Origin of the sequence: Pseudoalteromonas sp. Bsw20308 (genome assembly GCF_000310105.2) — a bacterium.
Lineage (GTDB): Bacteria > Pseudomonadota > Gammaproteobacteria > Enterobacterales > Alteromonadaceae > Pseudoalteromonas > Pseudoalteromonas fuliginea.
Genome location: NZ_CP013138.1, coordinates 3,384,309 through 3,399,326 on the forward strand (window position 1 = coordinate 3,384,309; position 15,018 = coordinate 3,399,326).

Consider the following 15,018-nt stretch of genomic DNA (forward strand, 5'->3'; position numbering starts at 1 on the left):
CGACTTGAGCATTAAAACTCGCCTTGAAACCATTTTGTAACACGGTTCCATAAATTATTGTTCCCTTCTGCTTTCGACTTTTGTGCATTCATCGATTGCATTGTACGTCCGTATTGTAACAAACCAACAGCAGTTGCGTACGAGGGATCATCTACATAGTCTGTCAAACCAACTATCCCAATTGGTTTTCCTATTCTAACTGGCATTTGGAAAATGTCTTCTGCCACTTCCATTGCACCAGTCATTTTAGCAGTACCACCAGTAACAACGAGGCCTGCAGCAATTTGATCTTCTAAACCAGAACGACGAATCTCTTCCATCGCAAGCTCAAATAATTCTCTAAAACGAGGTTCTACTACCTCTGACAATGTATGGCGTGACATCAATCTTGCTGGTCGTCCGCCAACACTTGGTACTTCAATTGTGTCTTCGCTACTTGCCATTTGGCTACTAGCACATGCGTATTGTACTTTGAGTGACTCTGCATGTGATATAGGTGTACGAAATATTTTTGCAATATCACCTGTAACCTGATTACCAGCAACAGGAATAACGGCAGAATGGCGAAGTGCACCATTAATATAAATAGTGATATCCATAGTACCGCCACCAATATCAAGTACTGCAACACCTAGCTCTTTTTCGTCATCTGTTAATACAGAATAACATGATGCTAGTGCGGTAAAGATAAGTTGATCGACTTCAAGACCACAACGTTCTACACATTTTTCAATGTTTTTTGCCATATCGTTTGAGCAAGTAATGATATGTGCTCGCGCTTCCATACGAACACCACTCATACCAAGTGGGTTTTTAATGCCCTCTTGCATATCAATACTGTATTCTTGCGGCAATGCATGCAGCATTTTACGCTCTGCCGAGATAGGCACAGAGCGTGCAATATGAATGACATTTTCAATATCTTCATCGGTCACTTCAGTGTTGTTAATAGCAACCACACCACTCTCGTTCTGGCACTGAATATGCTTACCAGAGATACCAAGGTACACAGAACTAATACGACAATCAGCCATTAACTCAGCTTCGTCTATAGCTCGTCGAATAGACTCAGATACCAAGTTTAAATCGTTAACGCCGCCTTTATCCATACCACGAGACACTTGGCTGCCCACACCAACAATACTGAGTTTGTTATCTGCGGTGATTTCACCTACCGTGGCAACCACTTTCGAGGTACCAACATCTAATCCAATCACGAGGTTTCTTTCTGCTGACTTAGTCATGCCTTACTCTTATTTTGTAATTGTTCTTCTTGCATTGGCTTAAAGCTTACTGCAAGGCCGGTATCATACCGTAAATCGATTGTATCTATCTGAGCATTTTCAGGATGTTCCATTCTCGGGTAAACATCTATAAAGCGCTGAACTCGCTTTGCTTTATCTTTACGCCCTAAATTTAAACGTACACCATTATCTAACCACAGTTGCCATGAAAAACGCTCAGACAACGCTAAACTATTTAATGTTAACGCATTTACTTTAAGCATTTCATCAAACTGTTTAAAAGCTAACCATGCTTCTTGTTCACTGCCTTCTGGCCCGAATAATTGCGGTAAATCTACATTTAGTTTATCGCTACTAGCCTGAAAAGCTTCACCTTTTTGATTTAGTAATAAATCACTATTCCAATGTGCCACAGCATCATGCTCAACAACATATACTTGCAAAGTATCTGGCCATTGTTTACGTACTGATACTGTCGCAACCCAAGGTAAGTCTTGCACCAGTTGTTGCACATGTTTTACATCAAGTTCAAAAAAACTACTTAAATCGGCTCTTTTTATTGCTTTTATTATTGCCGTTTCATCAGTGTACTTAGGATGCCCTTGCACTGTTAAATGCTTAATTTGAGCATCTTTGTTTTCAACTAACCAATGCGAAATCCCCGCCGTGATCTGTATTAAGCCAATCACAACAATTAGAAAAAAGCTCACACCAAAAATGAGCGACCAATTTAGTTGCTGTTTGATTTTCTGAGCTTTTTCTAAAAGGGGGTGCATATTAAAGTGTTTGCTCCAAAATGCGAACAACTAATTGCTCAAAACTTGCCCCATTCGCTTTTGCAGCCATTGGTACTAGTGATTTTTCAGTCATGCCAGGCACTGTATTTACCTCTAGTAGGTAAAAGTGTCCTTGCTCATCTTGCATTGCATCCACACGTCCCCAGCCACTTGCACCTACAAGGTCAAATGCATCAAGTGAAATTTCTTGTAAGTGCTCTGTATCGTGCTTTGATAAATTTGCAGGGCAATGATATTGCGTCGTGCTTGATTGATACTTAGCTTGGTAATCGTAAAAACCATTAGGCGTGGTCATCTCAATTACAGGCTGTACTTCATCACCCAATACAGTAACCGTGAACTCTCGTCCTGTAATCCACTGTTCGACAAGTACTTGGCTATCAAACTTAAATGCATTAGCGAGTGCTTCTTCTAACTCTTGCGCATTACTTGCTTGTGCCATACCTATGCTTGAGCCTTCGTGCGATGGCTTAACCATTACCTTTTTAAACTCATCCATAATGGCAACTGCATCAAAGCCTTTTTTAGCATCGACAACCGCATAAGGAGCCGTACTTAGACCCGCCGATTTAAACAAGTGTTTACAGCGAATTTTATCCATAGCGAGGGCTGAGCCCAATACATTACTACCTGTGTAAGGCAGGTTCATAAATTCAAGCGCACCTTGTACAGTGCCATCTTCACCACCACGACCATGTAACGCAATAAAAACGCGCTCTACATTTAATTCTTTTAATTCCCACAAAGAACGACTTTGTGGGTCAAATGCAATTGCATCAATGCCACTACTTTGCAGTGCATTTAAAACAGCTTGACCAGATTTTAATGACACTTCACGCTCTGCTGAATTGCCACCTAACAGCACCGCTACTTTACCAAATTGTGTGTTTACCTGGGTCATACTTCACCTTGCTTAAGTTTTTCTATCGACATACCCGTTGCAGCTAAGGTTTTTACTAATTGGCCTATATTACCTGCGCCTTGGGTTAATACTAAATCGTTATTTTTTAGGCATTCACCGAGGACACCTGCAAGCTCTGAACTTGAAGCAACATGAAGTGGCTCTTTGCCACGTTGGCGTAAACTTCTACAGAGGCTTTTACTATCAGCACCGACTATAGGGTCTTCACCTGCGCTATATACATCAAGTAATAGTAACTGATCTACATCAGCAAGTACTTTTACAAAATCTTCGTACAAGTCGCGTGTACGAGAAAATCTATGTGGTTGATATACCATAACTAAGCGCTTATCAGGCCAACCTTCACGCACTGCAGCAATTGTTGCTGCAACTTCTGAAGGGTGATGCCCATAATCATCAACTAACATCACATTGCCACGCTCGTTTTCAAATTCACCATAGTGTTGAAAACGACGACCAATGCCTTCAAACTTCTGCAGCGCTTCTAAAATTGCATGGTTAGCAATGTTTTGATCTTTTGCTACAGCAATCGCTGCGGTTGCATTAAGTGCGTTGTGTCTACCTGGCATATTCAACGTGGCAGTTAAACACTCACCTTGTTTGTTAGTTACTGTAAATGTGCACGTATTAGCTGATTGGCTAAAGTCGCTCATGCGGTAATCAGCATCCTTCGATTCGCCATACGTGATAACTGGGCGACCAAATCGCGGGATAAGTTCAGCAGCAACTTCAGAATCAATACATACAACAGCTAAACCATAAAACGGTAAGTTATGAATGAAATCTACATATGTGTCTTTCATTTTTTCGAGACTGCCGCCGTAAGTATCCATGTGATCTTCTTCAATATTTGTGATCACCGAAACCATTGGCTGCAAGTGTAAAAACGACGCGTCGCTTTCATCAGCTTCTGCTATTAAAAAATCACTTTTTCCTACTTTTGCGTTACTACCTGCGCTATTTAACAAGCCACCAATAATAAAAGTTGGATCAAGCCCCGCCTGTCCATAAATACTCGCAATTAGGCTTGTTGTCGTTGTTTTACCATGCGTCCCCGCAATCGCTATACCATGGCGAAAACGCATTAGCTCCGCGAGCATTTCTGCGCGGCGCACAACCGGAATTCTTGCTGCTTTTGCTGCAACAATCTCAGGGTTTGTTTCATCAATAGCACTTGAAACAACGACTACGTTAGCATCTTTTACGTTATTTTCGTGATGACCAATAAATACCTCAGCACCGGCTTTAATTAAGCGATCTGTCATAGCGCTATGAGCAATGTCAGAACCTGTAATACGGTAGCCTTCAAATGCGAGTACTTCAGCAATACCGCCCATACCGGCACCACCAATGCCAATAAAATGGATAGTATCAATTCGACGCATTGCAGGTCGTGTGTGTTTTTCTTGTACTGATGCTTCTTTCACTTACACTCTCTTATTTGTTACTTGCTCACAGTGTGCTGCAACGCTTACTGTGGCATCTAAAATGGCTTGCTTTTGAGCATTTGCTGCCATTTGTTTAATTAATATAGGCTTAGCTAAATAAGGATTTAAAAGCTCAACAATTGAATGTTGATTAAACTGTGCTTGAGGCATTAACAAAGCCCCATTTGCCATTACTAAATACTGTGCATTCGCTGTTTGATGGTCGTCCACTGCATGAGGAAACGGAACAAATATAGCCATTTTTCCAGCCGCAGCAATTTCACTAACCGTTAACGCACCCGCGCGGCAAATGACAATATCAGCCCAAGCATAAGCCGTATCCATATCATCAATAAATTCAGCAACGTTTAAGTTATTACTATCAAAACTGTGTGCTTTATAAGCCTCTTTAACGCTGTGTAAATGGCCTTTACCTGTTTGATGCCACACACTAATTGCGGTGGTATTACTCAATACTTTAAATGCTTCAGGTAATGTTTGGTTAAGTACTTGTGCCCCAAGTGAACCACCCACTACCAACATATTTATTGGGCTTGATACATCACGCTTTGGTATATCAATAACACTTTGACGTACCGGATTGCCAACAAGTTCAGCTTGGCCATGCGCAAATGCACTTGGAAATGCCGCTAATACACGATTAGCACACTTAGCTAGCAATTTGTTACTCATGCCCGCTACCGCATTTTGCTCATGAATAACCAGCGGAATACCTAAACTTTTGGCAGCAATACCTGTTGGTCCAGTTACATACCCGCCCATAGCAAGTACGACATCTGGACGCTGTTTTTTTAAAACTTTACGTGCTTGCAATATGGCGTTAAACACCATAAATGGCGCTTTAACAAGACGTTTTATACCGTTACCACGAACACCCTTAACATCAATAAAATCAATGTCTATGTTATGCTTTGGAACAACGTCAGCTTCCATTCTATCAGGTGTTCCTATCCAGCTAACTTGCCAGCCTTGTTGTTTTAAATAGTCAGCTACAGCGATACCAGGGAAAATATGCCCGCCAGTTCCACCAGCTACAACGACTAATTTTTTACTCATCGCTTACCTCCGCGTGAAGTGGCTTGTTTTGTTGCCATCTTAGTCTCAAAATCTACGCGTAATAAAATGCCTGTGGCTATCGTCATAATCATTAAGCTTGATCCACCGTAAGAAATAAACGGCAGTGTTAACCCTTTTGTCGGTAAAATCCCCGCACTCGCACCTACATTAACCATGGTTTGAAACGCAAACCAAATACCAATAGCAAACGAAAAATAGCCTTCATATTCTTTGCCACACTTTAATGCTTGCTGACCAATTAATAGCGCTCTAAATACCAAGGTAGCTAATACCATTAAAATACTTACAACGCCGATTAAACCAAGTTCTTCACCTATAACAGCAAAAATAAAATCGTTATGCGCTTCAGGTAAATATTGTAGCTTTTGTACACTGTTGCCTAGGCCTTGGCCAAACCAACCACCTTGGCTATATGCCATTAGCGATTGCACCAACTGATAACCTTTACCAAAAGGATCATCCCAGGGATCTAAAAAGCCAACAACACGTGCCATACGATATGGCTCAACAATTATAAGTAAAACAACGAGGCCAACCCCTGTTAAAATAAGTACAAAAAACTGCCATAACTTAGCACCGGCTAAAAATAGCAGACCAACCGTAGTTACAAACATAACAACTACGGTGCCCAAATCGGGTTGCAGCAAAATAAGCAGAGCATATACCGCAAATACAGCAATAGGCTTTGCAAAGCCTTTAATATTTTCTTGTACCTCTTCGCGTTTTCTTACTAAATAGCCCGCAATATAACTAAAAAAATACAGCTTTGCAGCCTCAGCCACCTGAAAACCAACCGGGCCAATAGGGATCCATCGCCTAGCTCCATTCACTTCACGACCAATAATTAATACGGCTATTAACAGCACCATGCCTAATATTAATAAATAAGGGTTTGATCTTTTCCACCAATCCATTGGTACACAAACCGTTATCCAAAAAAGAACAAAAGCCATAGCTAAAAACATACTGTGACGAATAGTAATATGATACGAGTTATCAAATAATCGTTCAGCGGTCGGCATTGATGCGCTGGTTACCATGATAAAACCAACACCTATCAGCATTATTACGCAGTACAATAGCGGTACATCGTATAACTGCGCCGAAGGCTTAGGTGTTAATGCGTCTTTTATATCGGCAAAGGCAATCATACTTTCTCCGCCATAACGCACTCAACAAAGTCATCACCGCGTTGCATATAGTTGTTATACATATCAATACTGGCACACGCAGGGGCTAACAAAACAATATTGCCAGCACGACTAAGTACTTTGGCCAAAGCAACGGCTTCTTCCATATTGTTAGTTAAATAGCTCTTATTGGTAATCGCAGCTAAGTCACTTGCATCTTTGCCGAAACAAATTAATGCTTTAACATGCCGTTGAATATAAGGTTTAAGGGCATTTAAATCAGCGCCTTTGGCATCACCACCTGCAATAACAATCAGGTTTTCACCATCACTAGCTAAGCTATCTATTGCTGCAATAGTTGCCCCAACATTAGTCGCCTTTGAATCGTTAAAATATTTTACACCATTAAATTCAGCTACAAATTGGCAGCGATGCGCCAACCCATTAAATTGGCTCAACGCGTTTACATACTGCTCTTTGCTTACTTCAAACAGACTTAAAAGCGCCATTACAGCAAGTGTGTTTAAATAATTGTGTTTACCCACTACAGCAAGCGTACTCACTGGTAAAAAGGCATCGCCTTTAACCATAAAGTGAGTTTCGTTATTGTATTGCGCTAAATGGTAATCACCTTGTTGAACACCAAAGCTAATTTGGGGGGTTGTACTGCGCTCAACTGGATGCGTTTGACTATCGTCAGTATTAACTACAATAAGCTCTGCACCGTCATAAATACTTAGCTTTGAGTCTATATAAGCTTGGTAACTGTCGTAGCGGTCAAGGTGATCTTCTGACACATTTAATACCGTTGCACTTATTGGCTTTAAGCTCTTTGTGGTGTCTAGCTGAAAACTAGATAGCTCAAGTACATACACATCAAAATCATCATTGAGTAAATCCAGCACCGCAGTGCCAATATTCCCACCCAAAGCAACTTTATAGCCGGCTTCTTTTAATACTTCATAAGCGAGCGTAACCACGGTTGATTTACCGTTGGAGCCAGTTACTGCAACAACCGGTTTTGTATTAATACGTGCAAATAACTCAACGTCGCCAATCACTTCAACACCTGCGTTAATTGCATCTGCAACAGCTGGTATTTTTAAGCTAAGCCCTGGACTTATAATAATTATATCGCTTGAACGAAGCTCTGCGTCATCCAAATTACCAAAGTGTGTATCTAGATTTGGTGCATGCTCTTTAAGCCAATCAATCCCTGGAGGGTTTGTACGGCTATCAACAACTTTTGGCATAAGGCTATGAGATAATAAAAAACGCACAATGCCCAGACCGGTAACACCGAGTCCGAGCACTGTTATTTGTTTATTTTTTATCTCGTTTAAATACTGCATTTATCGAATCTTTAATGTCGCTAGACCAGCGAGGACTAGCACAATAGAAATAATCCAAAAGCGTACGATAACACGTGGCTCCGGCCAACCTTTTAATTCGTAATGATGATGAATTGGCGCCATTCTAAAAATGCGTTGCCCACGTAATTTATACGATCCCACTTGTAATATGACCGAGAGTGCTTCCATAACAAATACGCCGCCCATAATAATAAGCAGTAATTCTTGGCGTACTAAAACAGCAATAATACCTAATGCACCACCAAGTGCTAATGAGCCTACATCACCCATAAATACTTGTGCTGGGTAAGTGTTAAACCACAAAAAGCCAAGCCCTGCACCCACAATGGCAGTACACACAACCACAAGCTCACTTGCTAGCGGTAAATGCGGAATATGTAAGTAAGCCGAAAAGTTAATATTACCTGTTAAGTAAGCAATAATTGCCAATGCTGCGGCGACTAAAATAGTGGGTACGATGGCTAAGCCATCAAGCCCGTCAGTCAGGTTTACTGCATTTGATGTCCCTACTATTGCAAAATACGTAAGCACAATATAAAACAAGCCAAGTTGCGGCAATACATCTTTAAAAAATGGAACAACAAGTGATGTTTCAGAAGCTTGTGCACTGGTAAAATACAATGCTGTCGCTACCACTAACGCAATTACTGACTGCCAAAAATATTTCCATTTAGCAATTAAACCTTTTGGATCTTTACGGATAACTTTACGGTAGTCATCAACAAAGCCAACAATACCTAATGAGCCAATTACAAACAGCGTTGCCCATACATACTTATTCGATAAATCAGCCCATAGTAGCGTACTGGTAAAAATAGCCGCTAAAATAAGTAAGCCACCCATAGTCGGCGTACCCGACTTAGATAGATGCGATTGCGGACCATCGTCTCGAACCGTTTGACCTATCTGCATACGTTGCAAACCACGAATTAACTTAGGTCCTAAATAAAGAGACATAATTAGCGCAGTTAAAATACCTAAAATGGCACGTAGCGTTAAATACGAAAAAACATGAAAACCACTAAAATACTGGGTTAAATACTCTGCCAGCCAAACTAACATTATGATACTCCATTGATGGCTTGTTGCTGGCCATTAACTAAATCGGTTACTAATAATTCCATGCGAGAACTGCGCGATCCTTTCACTACTATTGTTGTTTTTGTATTCACTTTATTAATACTTTCTTGAATTTTTTGCTGCATTTGTTCACGGCTCGAAAAGTGGCGATTAGGGAGTTCAAACACATCACTTGCGCATTTACTTAATACACCTAATGTAAATAACTCATCAATCCCTTGCTCAAGTGCATACTCACCAACTTCTTGGTGATATTTACGTGCATCTTCACCTAGCTCCCCCATGTCTCCCAGCGCTAAAATGCGGTGACCTTGCATATCACTTAACAAGTCAATCGCAGCCTTTACCGACTTAACATTGGCATTATAGGTATCATCAACCACGGTGAGTAAATCAGACACTTCAATTAGATTAACGCGCCCTTTTACATCACCCATAGTGGCAAGTGCATTGGCTATTTCTTCAAGAGTTACATCAAATTCACTAGTAAGTGCAGCCGCAATAAGTGCGTTACTAATATTGTGCTTGCCAGGTAGCGCCAAAGTAACAGGGACTTGCTTGTCTTTAGTACAAAGCGTAAAGCTTGCACGCGCATTGGCATCAAGCGTGATATTCTCTGCCCAAATGTCGAGTTTTTCGGTTGTAGAAAAACGTTTAACATTACGCCCTTCAAGTTTATCTAACCAATACTGGCTAAATTCACTATCGCAATTAACAATGGCAACGCCGTCATCTTTTAGGCCATCAAAAATCTCACCTTTAGCTTTTGCAACCCCCATTAAGCTACCAAAACCTTCTAAGTGAGCGGCTGCAACATTACATACAACGGCCACATCTGGTTTGGTCATTGCAGTTGTGTAGGCAATTTCACCTAAGTGATTTGCACCTAGTTCAATTACTGCAAAACGATGTTGAGGCTCTAAGCGCAATAACGTAAGTGGGACGCCAATATCGTTATTAAAATTACCTTTAGTAGCTAATACATCACCGTGAACCGACAAAATTGCTGCACACATTTCTTTTACGGTGGTTTTACCTACACTCCCTGTAATTGCAATTGTTTTAGGCGCCACTTGCGCCATAACAGCAGTGCCAATTGCACCTAGTGCAATACGTGTATCGCTTACTATAAATTGTGGAATATCTACATCTACTTTGTGCTGAACAATAACGCCAATAGCGCCTTTTTGTTTAGCTTCTGCTATAAATTTATGGCCATCAAAATTGGGCCCTTTAAGTGCTAAAAACACTTCGCCATCGCACACTGTACGAGTATCAGTATTTATATTAAGCACTTGTTGATTATCACCTTGATTATCACCTTGATAATCGGTTGTTAGCACATTGGCTAACCAATCAAAATCCATTGGGATCATTGTGTTATCCCTCTTACTGCTTTTTTTAGTTGTTCTTGTACATAACGGCGATCGCAAAAGTCGATGCGCTTATCGCCTATAATTTGATAATCTTCGTGGCCTTTACCTGCAATTAAAATAACATCATCAGCTGTAGCATTTTCTATAGCAAAACGAATTGCAGTTGCTCTATCAGCCTCTAAATGTGCGTCTTGAGGGTTCACTAAACCGCCAGCCACATCAGCAATAATGTCATCAGGATTTTCAGATCGCGGGTTATCGCTGGTAATAATAACTTTATTAGCATTTTGCTCAGCTGCTTGCGCCATTAATACTCGCTTACCTTTATCTCTGTCACCACCGCAACCAAATACACAACTCACACCACCTGGTACATGCTGTTGCAATGCTTGCAATGCAAGTGCAAGTGCATCGGGCGTATGTGCATAATCAACAACACACGTTGGCATGCCTGCTTGACTAAATGCTTGCATTCGCCCAGCGACTGGCTGTAACTGCGCACAACCTGTAATTAATTGCTCAAGCGGATAACCAAGCCCTAGCAATGTAGCGAGCGCTGCCATTAAGTTATATAAATTAAATTCGCCAAACAGAGGCGATTTAATTGATATATCACCCCAACTCGTCGATAACTGCGCCGAAATACCTACACTTGAATATTCAACATCAGAAAAATAGACGTATCGAGTATTCTTAGGAGCTAAGTTTTTGCGGCCATAACAAATTAGATTATTAAAATCATACTTTTCAAGCCATTGCTCCGCTTGAAAATCATCTTGATTAAGCACCACAACTTGCGGTTCAAAATCACGAAAAAGCATTAATTTTGCATCACCGTAACTTGCCATATCACCATGATAATCTAAGTGATCACGCGAAAGATTAGTAAACACAGCCGCTTTAAATTCACATTTAGCAACACGCTGTTGCACTAACCCATGCGATGACACTTCCATGGCGACTAGCTTTTTATGCTGTAAATTTAGATCACTCAAAATATGCTGTAAATCAACCGTTGAAGGCGTAGTATTCATCAGTGGAGTTAAGTTATTAGGATGTCCATAACCTAGCGTGCCAATAATCGCTGACTCAGTACTACAAAATTGCGCTAAGTGAGCAATCATTGCTGTGGTGGTTGATTTACCATTTGTGCCAGTCACACCAATTAAATCCAAAGCCTGACTTGGTTGGTTATAAAAGCGACTTGCTAATTCTGGAAGCTTTTTATCAAACTCTGAAACTAAATATAGTGGTTCGAAACTTGTTTCAAATTCGCATAATCTGTCAGCAATAATCGCTGTTGCGCCATTTTCAATTGCTTTAGCAATAAATTGTCCGCCATCAAGTGAATGGCCTTTAATAGCAACAAATACATCACCTGGTGTTACCTCACGACTATCAATGCGTAAATGTTTTACCAGTTGCGAGGGCGCATCAATTTCGATGTATTTTAAAATATCTCTTAAATCACGCATCGTTCTTTTTACCTTCCACGTAGGCAACATCTTCCTTGTCCGGTGCTACATTTAATATTCTTAATGAATTCGAAATTATTTCAGCAAATGCAGGCCCAGCGGTGGCCCCTCCGTAGTACACATCCCCGCCGGGTTCATTAATCATAACAACAACGGCTAATCGAGGATTACTTGCAGGTGCGACACCTGCAAAATAGCCAACATATTCGTCACCATAACCACCAACAGCTGCTTTTTTAGATGTACCTGTTTTACCTGCTGCCCGATAGCCATCAACTTTAACGCGACTGGCTGTGCCGCCCTCTTCAAATATACTTTCCATCATATGGACTACGGCTTCTACGTCTTTTTGTTTAAAAATACGTTCGCCTTCTGGTACATTATCTTGTTTTAAAATCGTTAATGGACGGTTGACTCCCCCAGCGCCTAACATGGCATAAAATCGTGCCATTTGGGCTGTACTTACTGCAATATTGTAACCAAATGAAAGCGCAGCAATTTCATGATCCGACCAACGGCGATTAGGGTAAAACAAACCACTGCTTTCCCCCACCATACCGGTGCCTGAATCTGAGCCAAACCCTACCTTTTGAAACAATCCCACTAAATAATCTTTAGGTACTAACTGCGTTACTTTCGTAACTCCCATATTTGAAGAGTATTTTAAAATTTCGCGCAGTGTCATCTCACCATGATTGCGAGTATCTTGAACTAAGCTACCGCCTAAACGCATCCAACCAGGGTAAGTATCAATTTTGTCATCGGCTTTAATTGCGCCGTAGTCTAGCCCAGCTAAAATGGCTAGGGGCTTAACAGTTGAGCCTGGTTCAAACAAATCGGTAATTGCGCGGTTACGGCGCTTATGCGGGGCAGCATCGCTTAAGTTGTTTGGATTAAACGAAGGGCTATTAACCATCGCTAATACTTCGCCTGTTTTTATATCAACAACCATCGCTGAACCCGATGTCGCTTTATAAGTAAGTACAGCAGATTTAATCGCTTTATAAGCGATGCCTTGAATACGTTGATCAATACTTAACTGAATACTTTCAGGTTCTACGCGTTCGCGCTCATCAAGCACTTCTACTTCGCGTCCTTGTGCATCTTTGCGTATAGTACGACGGCCTTCTTCGCCCGTTAATGCATTCTCATACAGCTTTTCAATACCTTCAATACCTTTGCCATCTATATTGGTGAAACCAATAATATGTGCAGTTACTTCACCGGCAGGGTAATAACGCTTAGATTCATCTAATAAATGAATGCCAGGCAAACGTAAGTCGCCAATATAATTTGCAACGGCAGGAGTTACTTGGCGTTTTAAGTAAACAAAGCGACGAGAAGGATCGTTAAGAAGGCGTGAATTAATTTTTTTCGGATCGGTACGCAGAACGTCAGCGAGTTCACGCCAGCGCATATCATTTTTGTAATACTGCACTGTACGTTTATCAAGTTCGACCGCATTGTCTGCAAGTGATTGTTGATCCTCGCCATTTTTACGCGCTTGCTTAATCACTTTAGAAACAAGTGATTTGTGAAGTGCTTTAGGATCTGCATACACACTCACTACCGGTACACTCACCGCGAGCTCTTTGCCATTACGATCAAAAATCATCCCACGCTGGACGTGAAGTTTTTCGACACGTACGGTACGTTTATCACTTTCAGAACGGGCTTTGTCAGGTTCAATTACTTGTAAATAAGCAGCACGAGATACCAGTGTTACAAACACCATAAACACAACGCCACACACCAGCATAAAGCGCCATGTAATTAAGTTATTTACTGGTTTTTTGCCTCGATTTCTCATTGCAGTATTATTACCTGTTCATCTTGACTCGTTGGTCGTTTCATTTTCAGCTGTGATTTCGCAATTTCTTCGATACGTGCATGCTGTGAATAAAATTCCTCTTCAACTAATAAATAACGCCATTCTAAATCAAGTTCATCACGCTCTTGGAGTAACGAATCTTGTTCAATAAGTTGCCCTCGAGCAAGATGTGTTACTTGTACCACAGTTAAACTTGACGCGAATATCACAACCAACAAGGCCGAGGTAAGCTTATTAGCTCCTAGGCCTTTAACAATTTCAAAAAATAAATTAGGTGGTTGACGATGATTCGCTTTTATATTCATTCCAGCCTCTGAGCAATCCTAAGTACAGAGCTACGAGAACGCGGATTACGCTCAACTTCAGCGGCACTTGGCTTAATCGCTTTACCCACTGCCTTTAACGTCAGATTTTTATTTATTTGTGCGTCAGTTAAAGGCAGACCTCTGGGTAATACTTCTCCCCGACTCTGTTTTCTAATAAACTGTTTTACAATACGATCTTCTAATGAATGAAACGAAATAACAACCAAACGACCACCGGGTTTAAGGACCTTAATTGCAGACTGCAATGCCGTTTGAATCTCTTCAAGTTCGCTATTAATATAAATACGGATCGCCTGAAAAGTACGAGTAGCAGGGTGTTTAAACTTATCTTTTACAGGTACTGCTTCATCGACTAAATCAGCTAACTGCTTAGTCGTAGTAATTGGCGTGTGCTCTCTAATCTCAAGTATTTTATGCGCAATACGCTTACCAAATTTCTCTTCACCCAGCTTTTTAATTACATGGGTAATATCATCCAATTCAGCTTCAGCTAACCATTGGGCTGCACTGCGACCACTTGTTGGATCCATACGCATATCTAGTGGGCCGTCTTTCATGAAACTAAAACCACGCCCAGCATCATCTAACTGTGGCGACGACACACCTATATCTAATAAAATCCCGTCGACTTTACCAATGAGATCGTTTTGCTCTGCTACTTCGTAAAGTTTTGAAAAGCGAGTATGTGCAATTGCAAATCGCGGATCATCAGCAAACTTTTCAGCTGATTGTATTGCCTGCGGATCTTGGTCAATCGCTTGCAAACGACCTTCATTACCAAGGCGTGCTAATATTTGTCCTGAATGACCGCCACGTCCAAAAGTGCCGTCCATGTATATGCCGTCTGGCTTAATTGCAAGGGCATCTATGGTTTCGTCCATTAAAACGGATACGTGTTCAAATTGCGCTGTCATTAGCTATTATTTGCCTTTTATTGTG

The 15,018-nt window shown here is 41.0% G+C and carries 13 protein-coding genes; all 13 read right to left on the minus strand.

Annotated features, from left to right (window positions below; genetic code table 11):
* Positions 1–11: 11 nt before the first annotated feature.
* Genes ftsA through rsmH form a run of 13 tightly spaced genes read right to left on the minus strand, consistent with a single transcriptional unit; the run spans position 12 to position 14,993 of the window.
* Positions 12–1,244, minus strand: a complete 1,233-nt coding sequence (gene ftsA, locus D172_RS14935) for a cell division protein FtsA (protein ID WP_033023600.1) — start codon at positions 1,242–1,244, stop codon at positions 12–14.
* Complete coding sequence (locus D172_RS14940; RefSeq protein ID WP_007376973.1) at positions 1,241–2,020, minus strand: cell division protein FtsQ/DivIB; 780 nt, start codon at positions 2,018–2,020, stop codon at positions 1,241–1,243. Before D172_RS14940 ends, ftsA begins: the two co-directional genes overlap by 4 nt.
* Before the next feature lies 1 nt (position 2,021).
* A complete protein-coding gene (locus D172_RS14945; RefSeq protein WP_007376974.1) occupies positions 2,022–2,942 on the minus strand; it encodes a D-alanine--D-alanine ligase in 921 nt (306 codons plus the stop codon).
* Entirely contained in the window at positions 2,939–4,390 is a 1,452-nt protein-coding gene (murC, locus tag D172_RS14950) for a UDP-N-acetylmuramate--L-alanine ligase (protein ID WP_007376975.1), read from the minus strand. The genes D172_RS14945 and murC overlap by 4 nt, the downstream gene beginning before the upstream one ends.
* On the minus strand, positions 4,391–5,467 hold the full coding sequence (murG, locus tag D172_RS14955; RefSeq protein WP_007376976.1) for an undecaprenyldiphospho-muramoylpentapeptide beta-N-acetylglucosaminyltransferase: 1,077 nt from the start codon (positions 5,465–5,467) through the stop codon (positions 4,391–4,393).
* Positions 5,464–6,639 carry a cell division protein FtsW gene (gene ftsW, locus D172_RS14960; RefSeq protein WP_007376977.1) on the minus strand — a complete coding sequence of 392 codons (1,176 nt, stop codon included), beginning with the start codon at positions 6,637–6,639 and terminating at the stop codon, positions 5,464–5,466. Before ftsW ends, murG begins: the two co-directional genes overlap by 4 nt.
* Complete coding sequence (gene murD, locus D172_RS14965) at positions 6,636–7,970, minus strand: UDP-N-acetylmuramoyl-L-alanine--D-glutamate ligase (protein ID WP_007376978.1); 1,335 nt, start codon at positions 7,968–7,970, stop codon at positions 6,636–6,638. The genes ftsW and murD overlap by 4 nt, the downstream gene beginning before the upstream one ends.
* Positions 7,971–9,053, minus strand: coding sequence for a phospho-N-acetylmuramoyl-pentapeptide-transferase (mraY, locus tag D172_RS14970; protein WP_007376979.1), 1,083 nt, complete (start codon positions 9,051–9,053; stop codon positions 7,971–7,973).
* A complete protein-coding gene (locus D172_RS14975) occupies positions 9,053–10,447 on the minus strand; it encodes a UDP-N-acetylmuramoyl-tripeptide--D-alanyl-D-alanine ligase (protein ID WP_007376980.1) in 1,395 nt (464 codons plus the stop codon). Before D172_RS14975 ends, mraY begins: the two co-directional genes overlap by 1 nt.
* Complete coding sequence (murE, locus tag D172_RS14980) at positions 10,444–11,922, minus strand: UDP-N-acetylmuramoyl-L-alanyl-D-glutamate--2,6-diaminopimelate ligase (protein WP_007376981.1); 1,479 nt, start codon at positions 11,920–11,922, stop codon at positions 10,444–10,446. The genes D172_RS14975 and murE overlap by 4 nt, the downstream gene beginning before the upstream one ends.
* A complete protein-coding gene (locus D172_RS14985) occupies positions 11,915–13,732 on the minus strand; it encodes a peptidoglycan glycosyltransferase FtsI (protein ID WP_007376982.1) in 1,818 nt (605 codons plus the stop codon). Before D172_RS14985 ends, murE begins: the two co-directional genes overlap by 8 nt.
* Entirely contained in the window at positions 13,729–14,058 is a 330-nt protein-coding gene (gene ftsL / locus D172_RS14990; protein WP_007376983.1) for a cell division protein FtsL, read from the minus strand. Before ftsL ends, D172_RS14985 begins: the two co-directional genes overlap by 4 nt.
* On the minus strand, positions 14,055–14,993 hold the full coding sequence (gene rsmH / locus D172_RS14995) for a 16S rRNA (cytosine(1402)-N(4))-methyltransferase RsmH (protein WP_007376984.1): 939 nt from the start codon (positions 14,991–14,993) through the stop codon (positions 14,055–14,057). The genes ftsL and rsmH overlap by 4 nt, the downstream gene beginning before the upstream one ends.
* Positions 14,994–15,018 lie beyond the last annotated feature (25 nt).

What these genes read in the sequence shown, in the direction of transcription:
- D172_RS14940 (WP_007376973.1), bottom strand. Translation starts at nt 2,020, where the DNA reads ATGCACCCCCTTTTAGAAAAAGCTCAGAAAATCAAACAGCAACTAAAT.
- rsmH (WP_007376984.1), bottom strand. Translation starts at nt 14,993, where the DNA reads ATGACAGCGCAATTTGAACACGTATCCGTTTTAATGGACGAAACCATA.
- ftsL (WP_007376983.1), bottom strand. Translation starts at nt 14,058, where the DNA reads ATGAATATAAAAGCGAATCATCGTCAACCACCTAATTTATTTTTTGAA.
- murE (WP_007376981.1), bottom strand. Translation starts at nt 11,922, where the DNA reads ATGCGTGATTTAAGAGATATTTTAAAATACATCGAAATTGATGCGCCC.
- murD (WP_007376978.1), bottom strand. Translation starts at nt 7,970, where the DNA reads ATGCAGTATTTAAACGAGATAAAAAATAAACAAATAACAGTGCTCGGA.
- D172_RS14945 (WP_007376974.1), bottom strand. Translation starts at nt 2,942, where the DNA reads ATGACCCAGGTAAACACACAATTTGGTAAAGTAGCGGTGCTGTTAGGT.
- murG (WP_007376976.1), bottom strand. Translation starts at nt 5,467, where the DNA reads ATGAGTAAAAAATTAGTCGTTGTAGCTGGTGGAACTGGCGGGCATATT.
- ftsA (WP_033023600.1), bottom strand. Translation starts at nt 1,244, where the DNA reads ATGACTAAGTCAGCAGAAAGAAACCTCGTGATTGGATTAGATGTTGGT.
- mraY (WP_007376979.1), bottom strand. Translation starts at nt 9,053, where the DNA reads ATGTTAGTTTGGCTGGCAGAGTATTTAACCCAGTATTTTAGTGGTTTT.
- D172_RS14975 (WP_007376980.1), bottom strand. Translation starts at nt 10,447, where the DNA reads ATGATCCCAATGGATTTTGATTGGTTAGCCAATGTGCTAACAACCGAT.
- D172_RS14985 (WP_007376982.1), bottom strand. Translation starts at nt 13,732, where the DNA reads ATGAGAAATCGAGGCAAAAAACCAGTAAATAACTTAATTACATGGCGC.
- ftsW (WP_007376977.1), bottom strand. Translation starts at nt 6,639, where the DNA reads ATGATTGCCTTTGCCGATATAAAAGACGCATTAACACCTAAGCCTTCG.